A 23,706-nucleotide genomic window follows, 5' to 3' on the forward strand; every position below is an offset into this window, starting at 1 on the left:
TTAACCAAAAAAAACTTTAATTGCCTCTAACATTCTGTCTTTGTCGTTTTGGGTCATGTTTGAGCCGGAAGGAAGGCACAATCCGTCATCGAATAATGTCTCGCTTACGTTCGTTCCATAATATGGATATACGGAAAAAATCGGCTGAAGGTGCATGGGTTTCCACAACGGGCGGCTTTCGATGTTGAGGGTTTCCATAAAAATCCTGAAATCTTCACGCGTTTTTCCGCCTTTCGTTTTTGCAGGATTGATAACAATGGATGTCAGCCAGAAATTCGGGAAATAATCACCATTCGGTACATCAAAAACGGTCACTCCATCAATATTTTCAAAAGCTTTCACATAAAAATCATGCATGTCCCTCCTTGCCTGTACATGCTTATCCAAAACCTCCATCTGCCCGCGGCCGATTCCTGCACAAATGTTGCTCATCCGGTAATTATAACCGATTTCGCTATGCTGGTAATGCGGGGCATTGTCACGGGATTGCGTGGAGAAAAATACGGCACGGTTTTTCAATTCCTTTGTTTTGGTGACGATAGCACCGCCTCCGGAAGTGGTGATGATTTTATTCCCGTTGAAAGACAACACACTGACATCGCCAAAAGTACCGCATTTACGGCCTTTGTAGGAGCTTCCCAAAGCTTCAGCGCTGTCTTCAAGGATTGGGATATTATATTGATCTGCCACTTTCCTGATGTCATCAATCTTATACGGAACGCCGTATAAATGTACCGGAATGATCGCTTTTGGCTTTTTGCCTTTTGAAATCCTGTCTTTAATAGCTTCTTCCAATGCTACCGGACACATATTCCAGGTATCTGCTTCGCTATCGATAAAAACCGGAATGGCACCCTGATACAATATCGGATTTGCCGATGCCGAAAAAGTCATGCTTTGGCAAATCACCTCATCACCCGCCTTAACACCAAGTAAAATCAACCCCAGATGGATTGCGGCAGTGCCTGAACTCAATGCACCTACATGCACTTCTTCTCCCAGGTATTTTTCCAGATCCTGCTCTAAACCTGAAACATTAGGCCCAAGCGGAGCCACCCAATTCGTATCAAAAGCCTGCTGAACAAATGCCTGTTCGTTGCCTCCCATATGTGGCGATGAAAGCCAAATTTTGTCGTTATTCATTTTGTATTTTATGTTGTGAATTTAAAAAAAGTCGCGTCAACTCCAAATAAGGCAAATGACGTATTGTGAAAACTATGCCCTAAATATAATCTTTTTGAAATAGGAGAACAGTACCGTGAAGTACTTTTTAAGGTCAAACCCGGTGACCAGATCGATATCCATTTCACACTTTACAGGCACGAGGGTTTCTTCGTAATATTTCACCGGATCATCAACCTTATCAAGCAATTCTTCCTCATTGCTGAATTTAATGGCCGATGGACTCAGGAGCCCTGGTTTAAGGATCAGGATCTTTTGGTAATAATTCCGGAATTTCTCGGCGTAAAAAGGAACCTGCGGCCTTGAACCCACCACCGACATCTGCCCCAGGATGATATTAAATAGCTGTGGCAGTTCGTCGATCTTATATTTCCTGAGTATAAAACCTATAGCCGTGATGCGTTCGTCATGGAGCCCTTTGGTAAGCCCTAGTTCATCTTCGCTGGATTTTTTCATCGTCCGGAGTTTATAAATACGGAACGGCCTGAAATCCTTCCCGCTTCGCACCTGTGAAAAAACAACCGGAAACCCCTGCCCTGCAATCATGATTATTGCTAAAATCAGCAAAAAGGGCAACAATATTATTGCGGCCACAGTTGAAATTACAATATCGAAAAAGCGTATCAGCATGGTTTAATTTTTGAACAACCTGTAATACCACATCCCGAAATATTCGTGTAAAGCCCGTTCACTCAATTGCATTTTTGACCAGGAAGGATTCCATGAATAAATGGATTTATCGGGATCTTTTTTTACCATGAAACCCGTCGGAACAGCCATCGGGTGTAATCCCGTCCTTCTGAAAGTTTCCATAGCGCGAGGCATGTGTATGGCGCTTGTCACTAAAAAAAAACTACCCTTATCTCCGAAACGCGCCTTAAAATCCCTGGCTTCTTCCCAGGTTGATGATGGTTTTACAAGCAGCAACGTGTCTTTAGGATTCACCCCCAACCCTACTGCTGTATTTGCCAAAACAGTTGCGTTCGGCATCCTGCCCGTGACCGAAAATCCGGAACAGATCAGTTTCCTGCCCGGTTTTTGCCGGTAAAGCATCACACCCTGTACCAAACGTCCCAAAGCACTTTCATTGAGCTGCCCGAAAGGTGGCAACGCGGCATCATTTACATGCCCGCCGCCCAAAACCATTATAGGAATGTCCAGATTCGCATTGGCATCTGAGTAATTTGAGGCATATTGGCTTTCAAGATGATGCACCAGCACAATCGGAAGCGGCGTGGCGGTGAACAGATACAATTCGGCTACCGCGAAAATGATCAGTCCTTTGCATGTTTTATAAAACCGGAATTTGTGAAATATCCCGGCAAGGATCAATAAAATCCAGAAAATCAACAACGGATTTAAAATTGATCCCACTATCTTATTTGCCTAAAAGTTGGTGTTCTTTCATCAGGATGGGCAATGAATCCACATCCCTCAGGAAAATCAGGTCTTTCTCAAACTCATACATTTTGTAACCATGGTCGAAATCAGCATCATTGTCCAAAAGCCTTACGGTATCTGAGGCAAAATTTGCCCCGCCGGCAGCAAAGCACTGCGTAAAAGCTACGTGGCGCACATTGACTTCGGTGATATAAGGCTTTCCGTTTTCATCTTCCTTAAAATCCACCGTAAAGAATCCGTGCTGTGCAGCGCCAGTATGTGCGAAAAGATGGTCCATCGCGCGTTTGGCTTCCTTCACAAGTTCAGGTTCATTGAGCAGTCGCCCGAAAGACGTATTTCCTGTGATTCCGGATGGTGCTACTTTAGCCATAATATAATTGACCCTTTCAGCACACGCAGTACGGAGTAGTTTCCCATTAAAATAAAGCATCTTACAGGCCAGATTCCGTCCCGGAAGGAATTTACTGGCGATAAACTGCGTCACATTCGGGTTGATCTGGATCCAGTTCTTCAACGAATCTTCGCTATCGACTTTAAGAGAACCCAGTCCGCTCGTACCGCTTGTGCTGCGCACCCAGAAATTTCCTTTCAGCGTATCAAATACTTCCTTAAGGCTTGCAATATCCCTCGAAAAACTCACCGATGGCGGCACCATATCGAGGTCTTTGAGTATTTCGGTCATTTTGGATTTATCGACAAGCAATTCTGCCATGGAATGATCCGGAATCAATGCTTTGCAAGGAAGTTCAGCAGTCATTTTCCTTTTGCTCCATTCCATCACTTCCATTTCCGGAAGGATTACGGCCGCATCGATATTTTGCTCCTTAATGATTTTTTCAATCGCAGTCCAGTAATCGGGACTTGACGCAGGCGGAATGACATAAGTCTTATTGAAAAGATCGTTTTGGTACAAACCGATGGCCAATGGATTGATGTCTGTCCCGAATAATTCAAACCGCTTGTAAAAACTGTATTTTTTTAATGCGATGGCAAAACTTCTTGGCGTCGGGCCGCCTACTCCTGTGATTAATATTCTCATTGTCGGCTATTTATTGTGATAGGTGTTCATGATTTTTTTTCTTTTTCCTGAGGATAAAAGAGGAATCTCGTCTACATATTCCACTTTGAAATTGGCATCTTTGCCAAGGTATTGCTTAAACTCCGCCACCAGTTTTTCTTCTTTGCCGAAAGCGCTGTCCGAATTGACCTTAAACAGGTAATCCTTCGGGCCATATTGCACAAACTGGTATTGGTTGATTTCAACATACTGCCACATGTTTTTGTAGACGATGTACGAAGAAATCAAATCGCCTTTGGTATCGTAGATCAGGTCCAGTTTCCTGCCTTCGATGGTTTGCAGGTAATTGTCGTCTTCTGTTGAAAGACAGCCGATATCACCGGTATCATAACGGATCATCGGCATCGCATAATTGTAAAAATCGGTGACGACGATGCGGCCCAATTTTCCTTTTTTCACCGGTATATCCGAATCCATGCCGAGGATTTCGATATGGTAACTCGCGGTATTGATCCGGAAACGCAATAATCCGTCCGTTTCCTGTTGTGCGATAATCCCGTTTTCAATATTGGAATACCGGGAAACGGCCTGTGTCCCGAAGAATTTTGTTAAAGTGTTTTTAGTGTATTCGTTAAGCCCTTCAGACATGGAAATGATCGAATTTACTTTCGCTTTTACGGGTCCGTGATAGGTCTTGTCAAGATAACGCGCTACGAGTTCCAATGCTGACGAATATCCTAAAAACCCCATATCTGATCCGTCATTCTCGATTTCTTTTATCAATTTCTCAATCTGATTATCATCAAGGTGGATTACATCCACAGGCGTGATGTTCTGCATATAGCGCAAAGAAAAACTCTTGTGGTTCAAAGCGCTCCAGATCTTGAAATAATACAGTTTTTCACCGACAGAAAATCCGGCCCTCGATGCAAAATAAATCGTATCGGCGCTGTTCCTGCTTTTCTTATTGCGGTCGTGGAAAACCTTAAACGGCGTTCCTGTCGATCCGCTTGTTACTGCAGCAATGCGTTGGTGTTCCTCAAAAGCCGATGACAGGAAAGAAGCGCTGTTCTCGCGGATGAAATTCTTGTCCATCACCCTGAAGTTTTCAATGCTTTCGGGCGAAATGCCTTTATAAATAGGCACTGTATTTACCGCGTGCTGCAATATTTTCTGCAGTTTTTCTGCACGTTCGGGACTTCCTTTTGCAATACTTGTGGCAATTTCATCGACATGTTTTTGGATGTGCCCGCCTTTAAGGGCATCTACAGTGCCGAAAGCCATTTTCCGTAGTTTTTCGGTGAATTTCGCCATCTTAATTGCTTCCGTTAAAAGGTTCCATCGGACGGTCATCGCTTTGGTTTACGCCTTCTTTCTTGAAGATTTTCATAAACGACATGAAGAAGATTTTGATGTCCAGCCACAGCGTCACATTCTCAACATAATACACATCCATCTCAAATTTTTCCGCCCAGCTAATCGAATTACGCCCGTTAATCTGCGCCCAGCCTGTCATTCCGGGACGCACTTCATGGCGGCGTAGCTGACGGTCATTGTACAGCGGAATGTATTTGAAAAGCAGCGGACGCGGCCCGATGATTCCCATGTCCCACTTCAGGACATTGAACAACTGTGGGATCTCATCAATCGAGGTTTTCCTGACGAAGGCGCCTACAGCAGTAATCCTTTGATTGTCGGGCAACAAATTCCCATCCGCGTCTTTGGCATCGGTCATAGATTTGAATTTGATGATGTCGAAGGGCTTTTGGTCTTTGCCCGGACGTCTCTGGTAGAAAAAAGGTTTTCCATTATTCTGGATGTAAAGCAGGATGGTCACGATGATGATAATCGGCGAAAAAACAACCAATGCCACCAATGCAGCAAAAGATTCAAGGAATGGTTTTAAAAATTTATACATAATTTATTTTTTTTCAGAAGCAATTAATGCTGCCAGTTCATTTGCCGACATAAATTCGACTTCAGGCCATCTTTTTGTAATTTCCGAAAGTATGGTCTTCAATCCGCTAAGTCCCTTCTCACGATTTTTTGGATCGACAAGACCGGCATAATTGACGCGGTGCGAGCTGATCACTGCCGGCTTATTCCAGCGGAAAGCGCTTTCAACCTGTTTCAATGCATGCTGTACCGGATCATAACCGCGTTTCATGATCGGTTCGAAAGCCACATTGCGTACCATAAAGGTTTGCCCGAATTCATTTTGTTTCCCGGTATAATTGAAGATCCTCTTGAATTTTCCGCCACCAAGGTGTTCCTTTTTGTCGAACGGCGTATCGATGTAGAGGATTCCGTTTTCCTTCAGCGTTTTGTGGAGCACCGCATTTTCGCGCCCGCCGGGAGCGTTGAAGTGTGTGGCACGGAAACCGAATACGTTTTCAAAAGCGTTCAAACCATCCACCACAATTTCGTCATGGGCGGCACATTCACTGAAATCACTGAAATCGAACGCGGCTGTGTATGACGGGTAATTTTTTAATGATATCGAAGTGTAGCAACGGTTTTTAAGTGCCACCAATGTGTTTTTATCCTGCCTTTGCAAAGCGTCGTTCAGGATTTTTACGTTTAAATGTTCGCGCCCGTGGAATTGCGGCACGATCAGTTTTTTTCGCATGCCTTCCTGCCATAGATTCCAGACGTTCTCATAACCTTTCCGTTTGCCAAAAGTTTCGGGCAGCAGTTCGTATTCGTATTTTTCATAATTGTTGGCCTTCATCTTGTCAAAATCGATGTTCGCCGGCAGTGCAAAAGCGGTGAAAACGGCATGGTTCCCATTGCGGTCCTTTACGCTTGACAACACTTCGAAAAGCTGTAGCAAATCTTCTTCGGTTTCTAAAGTGTCGTGGATGTCGAAGTGCGACAAAGGCTTTACACCTTCCTTTTCCATCTGCGCGATGGCTTCTGCAGAATCCACTTTTACATTTCCATAATCATCGACTGAAATCACGACAATTTTCCTGTCGGTTTTCCAGCCACGGATGTTTTTCATGTTATTGGCGACTGCCTGTTTTATATTTTTTAAGCTCATATCAATTTATTTCTGCAAAAATTTCGAATCATCCTGAGACAGCAGGAATGCCATTTTTTCTTTACGGCTCATTTTCTTGCAATTCAGGTTATAATCCATAATCCGTTCCTCAAGATCACTGATACTGCCGATCACTTTTGCCGGGTTTCCGCCTGCAATCGAATTGTCGGGGATGCTTTTCGTCACCACAGAACCGGCAGCGATCAGCACATTGCTGCCAATCGTAACGCCGGGCAGAATGATGGAACCATAACCGATGTAGACGTTGCTTCCCACTTTAATCTTACCGAAAAAGTCAAAATCCGGATGCTTTTCACGGAACATCCAGCTGGCTCCATGTGTAAAAAAATGCACATCAAGCCCCACCTGTACCCTGTCGCCAAGCTCAATCAGGTAAGGTTCACTGCCGAAGTTCCTACTGTAAATCGAGCAGCCTTTGCCCATTCTGACACCCATATCTTTTGCATGCCTTACACCGTCCCAGTAATTGAGTTTGTAATAATGTGCTAACTTTTTAAACATAACCTATAATTTAAAAATTTTACAAAAAATGCTTTCTATTTTACGGTGGAATAAATCTCATCCATGCCTTCCCAAATGATTTCGGGCCTGAAATTTTTTGCCCATTCGATGCCGTTGATACCCATTTGCTTTATTTCAGGCTGATGCTGGTAAAAATACCGCAGCATATTGACGAGTTCCCCTTCAGAATAGGGGTTGATCAGCCTGCCGTTGAAACCGTCCGAAACAGCGTCCATGCAGCCTGTGGCCTTCGTGCTGATAATAGGGACTCCCATCGCGGCGGCCTGTATCAGTACGTTCCCGAAACCTTCCCACCACGCGGGCAGTACGAAAACATCCATCAGTGACAAATATAATGGCACTTCGGGTTGTGGTTTCATGCCGGCCATGACAATCCCGGGATGGTTGTTGTAATCCTCGATCAACTGGGGGTCGGCTATCTGGTCCCAGAACGGCCTGCCGATCATCAGCAGGCGCGCTTTGTCGTTTTCTTTATAGTATTTATCGAAAGCGTGGTACAATTCCTTAATGCCTTTACGGTCGACGATGCGGCCGACATATCCGAAAACGAAACAACCTTCAAGCTGGTACTCTTGCTTTGCTGCTGCTGCTTTTTCTCTATCAATAGCATTTGGGTCAAACAATGTCAGGTTGATGCCGTTGCTGCTGCCTTTGGCGATGTGCACCGTTTTTTCATCAGGAAAAATACCTTCCTTCATTCCGAGGTCTTTCACCGAATTGCTGATGCAGATGACCTTGTGGGAACAAGAGGCAATAATTTTTTCAAGGAATATCAAAAATGATTTCATCTTTCCCTTTTCATGCTCAAAACGGAAGCCACGGCAGGTATAAATCCGAAGTGGAACGCCAGTGATTTTGGCTGCCATCATCCCTACGAGGCTCACCTTAGGCGTACCAAGATTGACAATGTCCGGTTTGATTTTCCTGAAAATCCCAATGATCTGGAACAATGATTTCAGGTCTTTCCACGGGCTGATGGTACGCTCAATCTTTATCGGCAGCAACGGCGCGTTTTCTTCGGCGCAGAATTTCGTCACGCGCGGCGCATCGGGAGCCATCAGGTACACTTCGTAGCCTTTCTTGATAAAATAATCGAGTTGGCCGTTCAGCAGGTCGACGCTTGGTTCGGCGGTGATGCCTATGATTAATTTCTTTTTCATTTCAGGATTAAGGTTTTGCGGCATTCGCATGCACGGCTTCTTTCAGGAAAAGATTGTAAAAATCTTTCCGGCGGTTGAACAGGATGTCTTTTTGGTATTCTTTGGCAGTGGTAAAATTCTTTTGGGCTTCGGCTTTCATTTCCTGCTGCCCGAAATTTTTAATCAGGGATGCGATCTGACCTGCATCACCAGGCCGGAAAATCTTTTCCGGTGACAACAATTCAGGAATTCCCGCGGTCCGGGCACCCAAAGCCGGGCAACCCACACTCATCGCTTCGATCAGCGCGCGCGGCAAACCTTCCTGCTTGCTCGGCTGGATGTACAAATCGATTTTTTCAAGGAATTCAAAAACCTGTTCGTGCGGCAATGCCCCGATGATTTCGACCTGGTTTGTTACTCCGTGTTTTTCGGCAATACTTTTTAAATAATCGGGTTTGCCCTGTCCGATCACATGATATTTTACAGTTACTCCTTGTTTCTTCAGGATGGAAATCGCCTTGATCACATCATCCTGGCCTTTGTACGGTACGTCTATTGCCGCAACCGTAGCCAGTGACATCGTTTCAGGAACGCCTGCGGCAATCTTTTCAAGCCTTTTATTTAATTTTTCTTCAGAAAGGTCTTTCAGCTCCACATTGGAACAATTGATGCTTTTACCTGTTGTAGGATACCTGTTTTGCAGGAATTCTTTGGTCACATAAATGACGTAAGGGCAATCCTTTATAATCTGCTGCTGTTCACGCAATTTATAATGCGCAATCATTTTGCCTTTCCAGTTGTAGTTCCAATAAGCGTCGAAAGTACAGGCTACAAACTCCACCAGATAAGGCTTCCCGAGTTTTCGCGCGGCTTTCACCGCAATCGTTCCTGAAGCGCTCGGCATACGCGCGACAACGACATCGTGTGAAGCGACTGCCTCTTCAATCGTTTTCACGGCTTTGGCTTTGTTCGGAAAATAATTCCTGATGCTTTTAAAATTCGGGAATTCGATAAAGCGGAAATGATCTGAAGATATGGGGCTGAACTTGCTGCTGTTGCCATCCTCAATCGTCCTGAGGCGCATGCAAAATGTCAGTTCGTCTCCCAGCATCAGGTACCTTGCCTTGATTTTATCGTTATAATGGATTCCGAAGAAATCGCCGCTTTTATTCTGGTAAAGAGGCCCGTCGTGCACAAAAAGGACTTTTGTTGCCATATTTATAAAAGGTCTTTGAAAAGGGTCAGGTTTTTATCGAGGTCGAATTTTACCTTCGCCCAATCTTTGCATTTAAATTCATTTTCGTTGATTCGCTGCGTTGAAAAACCGATCAGTAAATCCGCTACCGACCTTATTTCCAATGGATTAAAAACCATATGCTGGTGGTTTTCAGGCAATGCTTCACTTATTGAAGCGATATCGGCTGTGATTACCGGAAGCCCGCTCAGCATCGCTTCAATTAAGGCATTCGGCTGGCCTTCAGTGACTGAAGGGAAATAAAACACATTCATCGCCCTGTAAACCACCTCTAAATCATTCCTGAGGCCTAAGGTGATGCCGTTGTTGCTGATGCCGTTTTCAGCAAGCCTGGCTTTAAAATTATCGCTGTCGGTATCTTTCCCGCAAAAAAGAAAAAATACTTCCGGGTTTTCTGCAATCACTTTGGCAGCCACTTTGAAAATGGTATTGTGGTTTTTAGCCGGGTCAAAACGGCCGACATGCCCAATGACATAGGCATTTTCGTTTATCCCGAGTTTTTTCGCAGCGTCTTTCCTTGAGAGGGCAATATCAAATTTCGCAGCATCGGAACCATTTGGGATGACTTTATACCGCGGGTCTGTTTTATGGTATTTCTTATGGAAATTCTCAAAAGCGGCACGGCTGTTTGACAGGATTCCGGTGGCGTTTTTCCTGATCAGGAAATTCGCAAAATCATTATATTTCTTTTTGAAGAAATTATTCCCGAAAGCGTTCGTAGACCTTCTGTAGAAAGCCATCCGGTTTTTGATTCCGGCTTTTTTTGCAATCGCGATCGGGAGCCCGCCGAAATTTCCGTTGAAGGTACAAATCGTATCAAAACCTTCCGATTTCAGGAAATCATAAAATGCTTTTGCTTTTTTGATGTCGAGATATCCGATGGACCTGTAAAAGATTTTTGCACCGGCTTTAGCAAAATCATCATGCAGGTCTCCTTTCCTCAGTTTTACGGACAGCACACTGAAATCAAATTCCTCTTTGTAATGATTGATTACGCGGAGTGCATAATTCTCGGCACCACCGGCATCGAGCGTAGGCAATAAAAAAAGTATTTTCTTTTTCAACTTACTTTATAATATTCTTTATACCAATGTACAAATTGCTGAAGGCCTTCTTTAAGTGAGGTTTGTGGCTTATATCCGGAATATTGCTGCAATTGGTCGATGTCCGCATACGTCTGGAACACATCGCCGGCCTGCATTGGCAGGAAATCAAGTTTGGCTTCCTTTCCTGAAGATTCCTGGATGAATTTTATAAAATCCATCAATTTCTCAGGATTGTTATTGCCGATATTGAAAACGCGGTAGTCCGATTGTGACACTTCCTTGTCGATGATTCCGGTTACGCCCTGGATGATGTCGTCGATGTAAGTGAAGTCACGCCTTAAATCGCCATTGTTAAACACCTTGATCGGTTTGCCTTCAAACAATGCTTTGGTGAAAAGGAACGGTGCCATATCCGGCCTTCCCCAAGGTCCGTACACGGTAAAAAAACGCAAGCCTGTTGTAGGCAATCCGTAAAGATGTGAATATACATGCGCCATGAGCTCGTTGCTTTTTTTGGTTGCTGCATAAAGGCTTACCGGATGATCGACGCGGTCATTTTCAGAGAAAGGAACTTCATCGCGGTTGCCGTATACCGAGGAACTTGAAGCATAAACCAAATGCTTGATATTATTCTGGCGGCAGGCTTCCAGGATGTTGATGAACCCAACGACGTTCGATTGCACGTATACTTTCGGGTTGTCGATAGAATAACGCACTCCGGCCTGCGCAGCAAGATTGGCTACCACATCAAACTGCTCTTTTTCAAAAAGTACATCGAGGCGATGCTCATCGGTCAGGTCGAGCTGGAGGAATTTGAAATGGCTATGAGTGTTGCTACCCACTTCCTTTTGCCTGAGGAAATTCTCTTCCTGTACATCAATGCCAAGTTGCCTGAGGCGGTCAAGTTTCAGCCTTACATCATAATAAGCGTTCAGGTTATCGATGCCATAGACGTCGTGCCCGGTTTCGAGCAATCTTTTGACAAGATGGAATCCTATGAAACCTGCGGCTCCTGTAACAAGTATTTTTTTCATCTAAGCTTTTTTGATGATTTGATTAGATTGGCCAATTCGATTGTGGTCATGAATTCGGTTTGGGGCCATTTTTTGCAAATGGTATGCAGTAACTGCCCAAGTTGCTGAAACCCTTTTTCGCGGTTCGATGCGTCGAGCGTTCCCATAAAATTGTGCCTGTGGCTGCAGATTACCGCTGGTTTTCCCCAGCGGAAAGCAATTTCGATTTCTTTTAATGCTTTATCAACCTGTGATGTCTTATGAGAACCCGGTTCAAAAGTGACGTTGCGTACGATATCAAGCTGTCCTGCTTCATTTACCGATCCCATAAACCTTTTTACGGTTGGTTTTTCATTTGCATGTAAAGGCTGTTGCTTCCTGACGCGCGCGCCCTGAATGACATCGACGCCATTTTCTTTAAGGAAAGGCAGCAACTTCGGGTGCATGGTATTTTGCGGAGCGATTACCGACCTGGATGTAAACCCAAAGATTTTTTCGAAATGCTGAAGCCCTTCGCGTATTGTTTTTTTTACGTTTTCCAATTCCGTTTCGGAAGCAGCGTTGAACGAAGAAAGATATCCTTTAGCATTAATTTCATTACGCCCAAAACCAAAGAAACCATGTTCAAACCCGATCAAGGTTTCGCGTTTTGCTTCCATTAGGTCTCTCATCCAATATTCCACCTGAACGTGTTCCCGACCGTGAAATTGCGGATAAAAAATACCTGCATTGATTCCGTGTTGCACTTTTTCAAAGGCATTTCCACAATCATACCGCTCATATGAATTCCTGAAATCCTCATAAAAATATTGCTCAAAACGCGAAGCTTTTATTTTTTCAAAATCAGGATTGGCGGTGAGGAAATTGGCGGTGATTTTGGCGTGGTTTCCATTTTTATCTTTTACAGCATTAAGGCATTCATAAAGCATGTCCATATCACTTTCAGTTTCGAGCGAATCCACACGATTGAAAGGATTGTCCTTAAGCGCAAACTGCTGCGACATGGCCGCGAAAGCATTCGCAGACTGCATCCTGATGCTTCCCCAGTCGTCGCTTTCAATGACCACAATTTTCCGTGGCGTGGACCAGCCGGAAATGCTGTAAAGGTTATTTTTAATTAAATCTTTAAGGCTCACTTTACTTGATAAAATTAATCACGCAGATGTAGGTCTGCGAAATGAATGCCACAATTGGGTTGGAGATAAAGGTATCGACCGTAGCGGTGTCAAACCAGATACGGATTTCCACGATGATGTAAAACACGGTGGCAAAAACCTGCAATGGATAAAATTTCTTATACCATTGCTCGTCACCATTAACCATAAATAAAAACAGGAAGGCGTAGAACATCAGCAGTGAAGTACGGAAATAACGGAAAAACGTTGGCACTTCCCCCATAATTGCATAGGACAACGACATCAGTAAAAGCGAAAAACACAGCAATGAGAGGTATTTGCTTTCCAGAAGTTCCTTTCTTTTCCTGAAATATAAAAATGCGATAAGCAGAAAAGTCGTAAAATTCAGCGGCTTTACCTTGAAAGCTACGTACCAGTTCAGCTCGGAAGCCACTTCGGCCCTGCCCTCGATATAATCGTCGCTGGTGTAACTGGTGGTTTTTTTGTTGAGTGCGTCCAATGAGGTTTCCGGAATGTACGACTGTATGTTCACCACCGGAAAACTGTTGATGACCAACGATGCCAGGAATATCATAAAATAGATGTGAAGCCTGTTCCCCGCCAGCTTATACACCGCAAAGACGACCAGTGTAAAGAAGAAACCGAAGTGTATGAAGGGCGTCGCAATCAATCCTATTAAATGTCGTTTCTTCTTTAAGACCAGGTAATTGTAGCCGTAAAACATAAACATCTGCGCCCCAATCCAAAACCTGAACGAGTTGATTTCCCAAGGTCCAATGACGAAAGCTACTGTAAAAAGCACAATGCCAAGGTTGCGGGTCAGTTTGTCCTTACAATGGTCAACCAGCAGCCAGATATTCCGTGACAGGTAATACCCGAAAAGCAACCCGAGTATCGCGTAAAAAATGCCGACATCATCTGTAAAACGGCTTACAACGAACTTAAGCAAGGGCATGAAAACGTCAACATATTTTACATCTTCACTATAGAGCCTGGAAGCAAACTGGTCAAAAGTGATATCAGTCTGGCTGGCCCACTCGACAAAATCCTCGCGGTGCCGGAAAGAATCCATGGATTCCCTCACCGGATAGAACGTGAGTCCGTAAAATCCGCAGAAGAGCATCACGATGTTCCTCGAATATCTGGATAAGTAATTCTTAATAGAGAACACCAACGAGAAGAATGGGTTGATCAAAAACAGGATCAGCATCCATAACGAGTCGTCTTTCTGCGTATTTTCAGTGGTTTGCTGCATCAGCTTTTAAAATTGGATGTCGTTAATGTCTTCCACTTCACGGATATGCTTTGTCGGATTGACGATGGACCACCAATCCATCAGTTTTTGCTTTTCCAGCAATTTGTGGATCCAGTAAAATTTATTCGACGGATTTCCGATCAGTAATGCAGCCGACCAAAAACTGAACACGATGCTGTTTTTGAGGTTGATGATAAAAAGTTCGGCAGGAACGGTACTCCTGTTAAGGATAATGCGATCCATTTTCTCAAATTTTTCGATCTGGAAAGCGTGCGTATTGGGGTGCAATTTGATATAAATCGTCTTATCCGGAAATTTATCCAGGATCGCCTGAAGCACTTCGAGTTCAAAATCATACACCTTAAATTCCACATACCACTGGTTGATGTAAAACAACATTCCTTCGGTTTGCGGCATCTCTTTGGTGATATCGAAATTAAATATTTCGGATGCTTTTTTTGTTTCACCTTCTGAAGTGTACAATGAAATCGGAACTACTTTTTTATGCGTGACATTCTTGTAACTTTCCGGATGGTTGATCCAGACTTCATCGGTCTGTTTTAAAAAGCCATTTTTATTGCTCACAATGTATAGCCGGTTTACAGAAAGTCGCTGCGTCTTGAAAAAACGGTAGTTTTTGATCGTCGCCCTGAGCCTTGAAGGGATTGCCGCTTTCGCAATCGTGATGTATGGCCTGGTCCCTTCCGGCGCAATGCAGATGGTGGTGCCTTTCGGAGACAATTTGTTGATCAGGTATTGATTAATCGGAGCCTGTTCCAGAAATAAAATGAGCTTTTCGTAGGGTTTTGAAAGTACATAATCGAGTGCCTGCTTCACTTTAGGATCATAGACTTTGCTGGTAATATCGATTTCAACAACCACAACCTCAACGCCCAGTGCCTCAAAATTCAACTGGTTCTTAAAGCGGTTTGCCTTTATGTTTACATGCAATAAAACGGTCACATGGTATTGGCTTTTGTCTGAATACAATTGTTCTATCAGGCTTGTAATAACCAATACATGGTACTCAGTGTTTATGGCAAAAAGGATATTCTTCATTTAATTCCTGTTTAATATTTGGGCTACCTTCGTCAGATCAGTAAGGAATAACGGCGCGTCCTTCAGGCTGTGATGGTGGTAGCCGATGAATTTGATTTGGTTGAATTCAGCCGCTTCGAGGTCATTTACGGCATCACCGATCAGTACGATTTCTGCTGGCGAAAAATCACTGGAGCTGATGATATCGGCCACCAGTTGCTTTTTCGGCGTGGGCGATCCTGATATGATTTTGAAGTGTTTCGCAATGCCGAGCGTCTGGCAAAGATAGTTCAATTCCTTGCCGTCTGAGCCTGAGGCTATGGAATGCACGTATGCACCGCCAATTTCCTTCATCAACTCAATCCATTCCGGATTCAAAAGGTTCACATTAACAAGAGCATCTTTCATAATCACCGAAAAATTATCGGCAAGCCGGTTCACTTCTTCTTCTGTAATGGATTGATTCAGGATTTTTTCATAAAAATACCTGATTTTCACATAACGGGACAAGCCTCCGTTTTTCAGGTGGAATTGCACCAATTGCTCAACCTGATCTTCAGGATGGGTTTCAAAAATTTTCCTGAAACCGTACTCACGCACTGCATCCGACAGTAAAATGACACCGTCGAAATCCCAGATGATTTCTTTTATATTATTCATCTTTGAGCCTTTCCAAAACTTTTTCCAGATCTTCGGGATGGTCCACAGGCACTGAATCGTTTGACAATTCGAGCATCCTGACTTCATAACCCATTTCCAAAAACCTCAGGATTTCGATATCCTCCATATCCTCTAACGGTGTTTTTTCCTTTATGGATGCAAATTCAGCAAGCGCTTTCTTTGGAAAAGCATAAATGCAGACCTGCCTCCACGATTTTATGAAAGTATGGTTTTTATTCCCCGGAATCGGGCTTCTCGACATGTATAACATCCTGCCATCGGGGCGGAAAACCACTTTCGGGACTGAACTACTACGGTATTGTTCGTCTGTATCGATGGCACAATAGCCGTTGATGACTTCACCGTTGCATTCTTCGAGTTTTGAAATAATCGTTGTGATGTCTTCGGGGTTAAAAACCGGTTCATCTCCCTGAACATTGATGTAATAATCGGCATCTATCTGCAAGGCTGCTTCAGCAATCCTGTCGGTTCCCGTAAGGCAATCGTCCGAGGTCAGGATCGCCTGCATGCCATGGGCTTCGCAATGCTCGACGATGCGGTTGTCTTCTGTGGCAACATAAATTTTTTCTTTCGGGAACGCTTTGGCACATTGCTCAAAAACACGTAAAATCATGCTTTTTCCTTTAATGTCCGTCAGCGGTTTCCCTGGAAAGCGCGTCGATTTGTAACGCGCCGGTATGATTAAGGCTATTTCCATAAATTATGTCAGGTGTGCGTAAACGGAATCGGTTCCGAGGCCTTTGTAACGTGTCGGTGTGAGCGAATGCAGCGTGATTCCTTTTTCAGAAACGGCTTTGAAAAGCGCTTCATTTTCCACAAAAAGTTCCTGCTCTTTCGTGCCGATCTTGTCATCGCTGTAACCATCATATCCGGTGAAAAACAGTTCTTCAACACCAAGCTCCAAAGCCGTCTGCAATGCCAGTACGGTATGTGAATCGTCCACGATATCGGTAAAAACACTTTCGAGCTCAAAACTGTGGCTGCGGATTTTTTCCGGGATAAAGGTCCCCATTTTCCTCGGGAATGGCGGAAGGACGCAGGTTCCCCTGAAATTTTCAATTTTGTCGAATACAGCTGAAAGCCTGAAACCTTCGTTGCCGACAAGGCTGAAATACTGGTCCTTATCGGTATCTACAAAATAACCTGCATTTTTCGAACTCGCGAAAATCAGGCACAAATCATCTGTCCCTTCAATAAAATTATGCAATGCCGGGCGGTGTTTCAATGATGAGGGCCCGCCTCCGATGACCAATGCTTTTTTATACTTTTTATCTGAAGCGAATTTTGGCAGGTGCTCATTGTCCTGTTTCTTCTCTTTTTGGTTGTGCAGCGCTCTAATGATGCTGTTAAAGGAATAATACCTCTTGCTGACCCATTCCATGACGTCTTTCTGCGGCAGCGAATTGGCTCCGGACACCATATACGGCAGGTTGGTGCCCCATTCATGCTCTTTCTGCAGTTGCTCGAAAGCATCGGTGACCTGGCTTAAGGCATTGAAATCAACTTCGAGGTTTTCACGTGCGTTGAGCGCCGTAAGCAATAATTCGGTTTTCAGGTTTCCGGCGCCGCGGCCCATTCCGGTGATGGTAGAATCGACGATATCGGCACCACATTCGATCGCTGTAAGTGTATTGATCAATCCGAGTTCCATATTATTGTGCCCGTGGAATCCGATCGGTACGTCCACTTTTTCCTTCACAAGGTTATACGTATTCCTGACATCGTCCGGGAAAACGCCTCCGTAGGAATCCACCATATAGAAAATATCGCAAAGGCCCTGAACATCTTTAAGCTGCGCCAGGAAATCCGGATGCTCACGCCAGTTCGACATGTACATTACGTTAAAACCGACTTCGAAGCCCATTTTCCTGACTTCTTCCGCCAGGCCCAAAGCACGCTTGAAACTTTTAGGGTCGATGGCCATCCTGACCATTGTAATGATGCCGAGGCACGGCTTGAGAAGTTCCACAACATCTTCTCGCAGAACGTCTTTTTCATCGAGGATGATGACAAGTTTTTTGGTCGAAAGCTGCTTGACCTTATCGAGTACATAATCCGGGCAGTAAAAAAACTCGCCCAGGTATTTTTTCATGGGTTTTGACCTGTAACCGATTTCGAGGTATTCTACCGGCAGGTGGTTGAAGGAAGTGAAATAGCGGTTTACGATGTCAGTACTGAAATCCCAGTTGGTGTAATATCCTCCGTCCCTTAGTGTACAATCTAATATTTTTGCCATAATTCTTATTGCTACATTCCTTTGCGGGGAATCGTTAATTTTTTATTTTTTCTTAATCCTAGGATTGATTTATAAGCGGCCAGTTTCAGTTTGTAAAGTAATGGGCTGCCTAACACGGTAAGGTGTTTGTGTCCCAGCCCCGTGCTTTTCCCCATGAAACTGATTGGGAAAGGATTGAAGGCATTCGGGCGCATGAATTTCTCAGCGCCGGACAAATAGTAGCCATATTTGATGGCATCCAGTTTGGATCCCGGGCTCAGGTCCTGCTCCAGCAAAGCCACTACTTCATCAACATTTTTGGGTTTGTAGCCAATGTCCAGATGATAATACCAGCAGGCAGCCAGAATGATAGAAGGCTTTCTCCAATAAGCCGCTTCTGCACCCACAGTAGAGCCAAAGGCCAATGTCACATCCGAATAGTCGATCAATGCATACGTGCTGATCCTCGATTTGGGATCAATCACGGTCACATTATCATACATCCCCTGAAAATCCTGCAGCCTGGTCACATACGAATACTTTACCGCTTTGAGGTTCGGATGCACCCTGATGTAGAAATGGTAGCCCTCACGATTACCCATCTGCTGCAATATGGCATGGATGCCTTCTTCCTGTGTCCGGAATACGGCCAGCTTGTCAAAAATATCTCCGATCGCCGCAAATTCATCTTCCGAAGAAATGAAAATGCCAATATTCTTTTTGGAGGCATCCCAGTTTTCCGGCAGCAATTCCTTGTCCTGGCCTGCAACGTAATTTCTTTTTTCAGAATCGGCGATGCCGTTTTTCCGTTTTTCGTAAAAATCGCTCCCGAATCTTATCCTTTCCTCTACCGATTCCGGAGCGTTTTCCCAAACACTTAAAACCCGCTGATGATTGAAATCGATATCGTGAGGCAGACAATTGAAAAACTCGTTTATGAAGAATTCCTGGTCGTTTTTCTTGGCAAATTCCAAAGACACAAACGGGATTTCCCTTGTCTTGCAAATGTCATACAATGGCCTGGTATCTGCGGTGCGGCCATTGAAAAAGTAAGCGCTTCCGATTTCCTTTTGCTCGATAATATCCAAAACCACATCGGTTAGCATGACCTGGCTGGCGAGCATTTTGTCAAAATATTCCCGGAACTCAGAATCCATTATCGGCTCGAGGTTCCTCGTTGCAGAGATATAGGTTGAAAAAGCGCCATAGCCAATCTGCACGTCCTTGTATCGTAGTTTTTTAATATCCGGCACGGAATTGTATTCAAATGTCGGAACACTATACTGCCTGTTGTAATCCGAAATCTTCAATACCTCGACCTGGCCTTTATATTTGCTTAAAGCGGTATCATTGTTAAACTGGCATAAAGTACATTTTGCCGGATCGCCTTCACGATTGGTATGGCAGGGCTTCAACACGCCGTCACAGCTTAAGAAATAGATTTTCCCTTCGCCTTTATTTTGTGCGATGACGCGCTCGAGCTGCTCAATCACCACCCCGAAATGCACGGGATTCAATTGCCAGGCAAAATAAAATAATATGTTTTTCGGATGATCAGGCATATGATTTTGAATTTGAAAGCCACGGCATTGGATATACTTTCTGGCTGTAAATGATGATGATAAATGCTTTAAGGAAACTGCCTACCAAAAGCGAATAGGCGGCACCCATGGTCCCGAACCAGTTGACGAGCGGAATCACGCTGGCCGCCTGTACAATGGCGATGGTCATGGTGAATATCCCTAAGAATTTGGTCTTTTTACTGTAAAAAACAAACATCGACACGATGTTGTATATGAACCCGAAAAAGATGCTTACAAAAAAGAACGGCATGTAAAGGATCGCATCTTTGTATGACGAATCAAAGCAGAGTTGTATGAACAGCGCCAGCAAAATATAGGAAACCACCAACAAAACCCCGAAAATTAAAGTCGCCAGATAGCACGTTTTCACGATTTTCTTTTTGATGCCGAAATCCTTCTCTATTTCATCTTCCCCAATTTTAAGCTGTTTATACACATAAGGCGTGAACGCTGCGGAAAAAGAATTTACGAAAAGCGTCACCGCATTGGAAATATTCGATCCGAAGGAATAAATACCTGTCGCATTAATGCCCTGTTTTTTAGTAATGACGAGACGATCGAAACCGCTGCGTATCCAGGTGGAAAGCCGGTGTGGAAGCAACGGTATGCCAAATTTCAGCGCATCTTTCACCATCGCTTTGTCATACTTGAATTTCAACAGGTCTTTTTTTGCGAAAGCGATCGCGGCGATAATAAAAAGAATCAGGTTGCTGAGGAATAATGCATATACGCGCCCTTCCCATGACATCAGGAATACCGTAATGAAAACAAGGCTCAGCAGCGCCGACGACAACGAGGTCATCAACTGGAAACGGCTGTATTGCTTCAGTTTTTCCTCCATCCTGAGGTAGATTACAAACAAATCCGTGAAGGCTGAGAAGAACATCATCAGGCTTCCAAGCAACTGGAATTCCAATCCGATCACAAAAAAGTTCTTGATATAGCCACTTGTCAGTAAAATCACAATACTTGCTATGAGCATGATGACAAGATTAATGGCAACGAGATTGGTGAGTAATTTTGCCCGGTTTTTAATATCCGTACGGTAATAATCTACCGAAAAATATGACTGCGTCCCAAGCCCGATAAAAGCACCCACCATATTCGTATACACCATGTAATTACTGGCAATACCGAATTCAGCCGGTTTGAGGTATAATGCAATAATGGGCATGATCAGGAAAGGAACCGCCTTGCTAAGCCCGTCCGTGAGTGCATACACCATCATCCGTTTTACAACGGGTTGCGACAGTCCTTTTTTTATCTTACCGATCATGGTTGGAGGTGATTATGCTTCAATAAAATCAAGGCTGAAAGCGATGCCTTTTTCGATATCGCGATTTACTTTTTTGCCTAAGATTTCCCTGTAATGTTTTGGATGCAAACCATAACCCGGCCTGATGGAACGCACGTTTTCGGGCGTGATGGTGTCGCCGGATTTCATATCGCCGACAACGTATAGCGAACGTGAAAATTCGCGGCCGCTTTTCTGTTTATCGGTTAATTTATAGTCTACCGTTCCAATCGCCGACTCGGCTTCGCGGACCGCTTTCACCATGGCGGTAAATTCTGCTTCATCCATAGAGAAAGACGCATCTGGCCCACCGATGGAATGGTCGAGTATGAAATGCTTTTCTATAATTTTCGCACCCATGACCGTCGCTACGATTGGCACTGTGCTGCCCATAGTATGATCGGACAAACCGCTGATGACACCATATCTTTCCGCGAGGTCCTTTACCATAATCATATTGGCTTCTCCAATAGGTGCGGGATAACTTGACGTACATTTCAACAAGGCGATATTGTCATTGCCCATCCTTTTGCACGCTTTCACAGCAAGATCGATATCCTCAAGTTCTGCAATTCCGGTAGAGATGATGATCGGTTTTCCTTTTGAAGCTGTCAATTCAATCAGAGGGATATCAGTAATTTCAAAAGAAGCGATCTTGTAAGCCGGCGCATCCAGGTCTTCAAGAAATTCGACCGCCGTCGGATCAAAAGGCGATGAAAAACAAACCAACCCCGCTTTCTTCGCTTCATCAAAAAGCTGCTTGTGCCATTCCCATGGCGTATAAGCTTCCTGATACAAATTATAAAATGTCTTGCCATCCCAGATCGTACCCTGCTTCAGCCTGAAATCATCCTTATCAGAATCGATGGTGATGGTATCGGCAGTATAAGTCTGCAATTTTATGGCATCAGCCCCTGCCCTTTTAGCCGCTTTGATGGTTTCAATGGCCACTTCAATGCTGCCGTTATGGTTCGCGGAAAGTTCAGCTATGATAAAAACGGGGCTGTCCTTACTGATTTCAAAGTTGTCGATCTTCATTATCGTAAAATTTTATCTTGTTTTAAAAAATCTTTGTTTTCGCGTATTTGTGTCAGTTCAATCACGCCATTTTGTGTCTTAACAAGAACGGCGGGATCTGTCTGTAGAATTGTTCCGTTTTCCATGGAAGAATCAAACCCGAAATCAGAAAACGTAACCTTGTCAATCGTGATTTTTTGTCCATCAAGGAATGTAAAAGCACCCGGATACGGATGTGCCTGTGCACGCACCCAGTTTTTGATCCGTTCTTTCTGCCAATTCCAGTCAATCTGTCCATCTTCAGGGGTTCTTTTACCAAAATAGGTCGCTTTGCTATGATCCTGAACAGTAACCGAAAGGCTTCCGTTTTGTATTTTTTCATAAATCTCCCGAATCATAATCGGGTAATAAGTTTCATATTGCGCCAGCACTTCGGCACCTGTCATTTCAGGTCCGATCATGATTTGTTTCTGCAATACGATATTACCGGTATCACATTGGTCATCGATGAAATGTGCCGTAATTCCTGTAACGGATTCATTATTGATGATGGCCCAGACGTGCGGTGTCCGTCCCCGGTATTTAGGCAATAAACTACCATGAAAATTGATGCAGGAAGGTATCGCATCTAAAATATCCTGCTCGATCAGGAACAGGTAATTTATGGAGAACAGTAAGTCACAGCTCAGGGAATTTTCGTTTAAAAATGACAGGAGCCGTCCGTTTCTGGGATTTCCGGTAAATAGCGGAATCTGCTTTTCTTTAGCAAAATCGATAATACCATCTGACTTCGAATCGGCGGCAATAAAAACAGGATCCAGCAGGTCGCTGCATTGCTGCAAAACCTTTAATCCGAGTCCGCCCGAAGCTAAAATCCCTATTTTCATTTACAATTCACTGATTAATTGAAGCAGGCGTTTTCCTGACAAACCGTCGATAACCTGCCTGGTTTCTATATTTTCAATATTCAGGAACAATTCCTCTGAAATATCTTCAAAACTTTCGAGAGGTATTATGGCCTGCAAGTCACGGAAACCGTCAAATATTTCACGTTGATTATCTACATACCAAGAACTCATCACTTTGCATCCTGCGGCAAGCGCTTCAAAAACGATGCCGCTGGAAGGTACAATCGCAAGGTCTGATTTTTTCATCAGGTCGAGCATTTGCTTTTCGGGTATCGCACTGAAATGTGTGATTTCAGGATAAGCAGCGCAATAAGCCGATAATTCCTCTGTAAAGGCATAGGCCGCACCGGTAATCACAAAAACCTGATAGTCATTTCTTAAACCTGCAACAAACGCCGTGATTTTCTGTGTCAGGTTTAAATAATCACTTCCGCCGAAACAAATCAGGACGGTTTTTATTTTATTTTTCTTTTCAGAGGTCTTCGCCGCCTCAAGGAAAGCCGGACGCAACAATGCATAATCCGGTCCAAGGGCAAATTTTGTATCCGGCAGCGCTTTATAATCGTCCTCAGAAATTCCGGGGGCATGGTTTATAATCACGTGGGCATGGAATTCCTTTTCGTGAAGGTCATCAATACATATCACTTTACAATCCTTTGCAATTATGGCTTTGTGGAAATCCACGTTCAGGCCATAGTGATCGATGATGACAATGGCATCGGTTGGAAGTGAGTTGATGAAATCATTTTCGGAAGCAATTTCCCGTACTGAAAAATCTTTGGTAATGATATCCTGCTTTATGATATCAGGAATTTCCATGCAGACAAATTCAATGTCAAAGTCGTCCTGAAGCATTTGTGCCAATGCGAGGCATCGCACCAAATGACCAAGTCCGGTTTGTGCACTTCCGTCTGCCCTGAAAAAGACCTGTTTTTTCAA

23 protein-coding genes are annotated in these 23,706 nt (G+C 44.0%); all 23 read right to left on the reverse strand.

The annotated features are described in order from the left end of the window. The 23 genes from HYN49_RS00215 to pseG all read right to left on the reverse strand — a co-directional run bounded on the left by HYN49_RS00215 (position 1) and on the right by pseG (position 23,706). Complete coding sequence (locus HYN49_RS00215; RefSeq protein ID WP_108902247.1) at positions 1-1,143, reverse strand: DegT/DnrJ/EryC1/StrS family aminotransferase; 1,143 nt, start codon at positions 1,141-1,143, stop codon at positions 1-3. A 72-nt stretch (positions 1,144-1,215) separates the two neighbouring features. After that, positions 1,216-1,812 (reverse strand): sugar transferase, encoded by a 597-nt coding sequence (locus HYN49_RS00220; RefSeq protein ID WP_108902248.1) that lies wholly within the window; start codon positions 1,810-1,812, stop codon positions 1,216-1,218. A 3-nt stretch (positions 1,813-1,815) separates the two neighbouring features. Continuing rightward, positions 1,816-2,556 (reverse strand): YdcF family protein, encoded by a 741-nt coding sequence (locus HYN49_RS00225; protein ID WP_108902249.1) that lies wholly within the window; start codon positions 2,554-2,556, stop codon positions 1,816-1,818. A 4-nt stretch (positions 2,557-2,560) separates the two neighbouring features. Next, positions 2,561-3,622, reverse strand: a complete 1,062-nt coding sequence (locus tag HYN49_RS15210; RefSeq protein WP_219928755.1) for an ATP-grasp domain-containing protein — start codon at positions 3,620-3,622, stop codon at positions 2,561-2,563. Between the two features lie 6 nt (positions 3,623-3,628). Next, positions 3,629-4,915, reverse strand: a complete 1,287-nt coding sequence (locus HYN49_RS00235) for a phenylacetate--CoA ligase family protein (protein ID WP_108902250.1) — start codon at positions 4,913-4,915, stop codon at positions 3,629-3,631. Position 4,916: 1 nt separating this feature from the next. After that, positions 4,917-5,519, reverse strand: coding sequence for a sugar transferase (locus tag HYN49_RS00240; protein WP_108902251.1), 603 nt, complete (start codon positions 5,517-5,519; stop codon positions 4,917-4,919). A 3-nt stretch (positions 5,520-5,522) separates the two neighbouring features. Beyond that, a complete protein-coding gene (locus tag HYN49_RS00245) occupies positions 5,523-6,644 on the reverse strand; it encodes a hypothetical protein (RefSeq protein ID WP_108902252.1) in 1,122 nt (373 codons plus the stop codon). Positions 6,645-6,650: 6 nt separating this feature from the next. Then, positions 6,651-7,166: an acyltransferase gene (locus HYN49_RS00250; RefSeq protein ID WP_108902253.1), complete on the reverse strand. Its 516-nt coding sequence runs from the start codon at positions 7,164-7,166 to the stop codon at positions 6,651-6,653. A 35-nt stretch (positions 7,167-7,201) separates the two neighbouring features. Then, positions 7,202-8,347, reverse strand: coding sequence for a glycosyltransferase family 4 protein (locus tag HYN49_RS00255; protein WP_181368982.1), 1,146 nt, complete (start codon positions 8,345-8,347; stop codon positions 7,202-7,204). Positions 8,348-8,354: 7 nt separating this feature from the next. After that, on the reverse strand, positions 8,355-9,542 hold the full coding sequence (locus HYN49_RS00260; RefSeq protein WP_108902255.1) for a glycosyltransferase family 4 protein: 1,188 nt from the start codon (positions 9,540-9,542) through the stop codon (positions 8,355-8,357). A 2-nt stretch (positions 9,543-9,544) separates the two neighbouring features. Then, the gene (locus tag HYN49_RS00265; protein WP_108902256.1) at positions 9,545-10,645 is read right to left on the reverse strand and encodes a glycosyltransferase; all 1,101 of its coding nucleotides are present in this window, start codon (positions 10,643-10,645) and stop codon (positions 9,545-9,547) included. Next, positions 10,642-11,661, reverse strand: coding sequence for an NAD-dependent epimerase/dehydratase family protein (locus tag HYN49_RS00270; protein ID WP_108902257.1), 1,020 nt, complete (start codon positions 11,659-11,661; stop codon positions 10,642-10,644). Before HYN49_RS00270 ends, HYN49_RS00265 begins: the two co-directional genes overlap by 4 nt. Next, positions 11,658-12,776, reverse strand: coding sequence for a polysaccharide (de)acetylase (locus HYN49_RS00275; protein ID WP_108902258.1), 1,119 nt, complete (start codon positions 12,774-12,776; stop codon positions 11,658-11,660). The genes HYN49_RS00270 and HYN49_RS00275 overlap by 4 nt, the downstream gene beginning before the upstream one ends. 1 nt (position 12,777) lies before the next feature. Then, positions 12,778-14,031, reverse strand: coding sequence for an EpsG family protein (locus HYN49_RS00280; protein WP_108902259.1), 1,254 nt, complete (start codon positions 14,029-14,031; stop codon positions 12,778-12,780). A 6-nt stretch (positions 14,032-14,037) separates the two neighbouring features. Next, entirely contained in the window at positions 14,038-15,090 is a 1,053-nt protein-coding gene (locus HYN49_RS00285) for a polysialyltransferase family glycosyltransferase (protein ID WP_108902260.1), read from the reverse strand. After that, the gene (locus HYN49_RS00290; protein WP_181368983.1) at positions 15,091-15,729 is read right to left on the reverse strand and encodes an HAD family hydrolase; all 639 of its coding nucleotides are present in this window, start codon (positions 15,727-15,729) and stop codon (positions 15,091-15,093) included. After that, the gene (locus HYN49_RS00295; protein ID WP_108902262.1) at positions 15,722-16,447 is read right to left on the reverse strand and encodes a 3-deoxy-manno-octulosonate cytidylyltransferase; all 726 of its coding nucleotides are present in this window, start codon (positions 16,445-16,447) and stop codon (positions 15,722-15,724) included. The genes HYN49_RS00290 and HYN49_RS00295 overlap by 8 nt, the downstream gene beginning before the upstream one ends. A 3-nt stretch (positions 16,448-16,450) precedes the next feature. Next, a complete protein-coding gene (locus HYN49_RS00300; RefSeq protein ID WP_108902263.1) occupies positions 16,451-17,986 on the reverse strand; it encodes an aldolase catalytic domain-containing protein in 1,536 nt (511 codons plus the stop codon). A gap of 11 nt (positions 17,987-17,997) precedes the next feature. Beyond that, positions 17,998-19,527, reverse strand: a complete 1,530-nt coding sequence (locus HYN49_RS00305; RefSeq protein WP_108902264.1) for a hypothetical protein — start codon at positions 19,525-19,527, stop codon at positions 17,998-18,000. After that, the gene (locus HYN49_RS00310; protein ID WP_108902265.1) at positions 19,520-20,824 is read right to left on the reverse strand and encodes a lipopolysaccharide biosynthesis protein; all 1,305 of its coding nucleotides are present in this window, start codon (positions 20,822-20,824) and stop codon (positions 19,520-19,522) included. Before HYN49_RS00310 ends, HYN49_RS00305 begins: the two co-directional genes overlap by 8 nt. 12 nt (positions 20,825-20,836) lie before the next feature. Further along, complete coding sequence (gene pseI, locus HYN49_RS00315) at positions 20,837-21,880, reverse strand: pseudaminic acid synthase (protein ID WP_108902266.1); 1,044 nt, start codon at positions 21,878-21,880, stop codon at positions 20,837-20,839. Then, the gene (locus HYN49_RS00320; RefSeq protein ID WP_108902267.1) at positions 21,880-22,746 is read right to left on the reverse strand and encodes a methionyl-tRNA formyltransferase; all 867 of its coding nucleotides are present in this window, start codon (positions 22,744-22,746) and stop codon (positions 21,880-21,882) included. The genes pseI and HYN49_RS00320 overlap by 1 nt, the downstream gene beginning before the upstream one ends. Then, positions 22,747-23,706, reverse strand: a complete 960-nt coding sequence (gene pseG, locus HYN49_RS00325) for a UDP-2,4-diacetamido-2,4,6-trideoxy-beta-L-altropyranose hydrolase (RefSeq protein ID WP_108902268.1) — start codon at positions 23,704-23,706, stop codon at positions 22,747-22,749.

The sequence above is a fragment of the Flavobacterium pallidum genome, from assembly GCF_003097535.1.
Classification (GTDB): domain Bacteria; phylum Bacteroidota; class Bacteroidia; order Flavobacteriales; family Flavobacteriaceae; genus Flavobacterium; species Flavobacterium pallidum.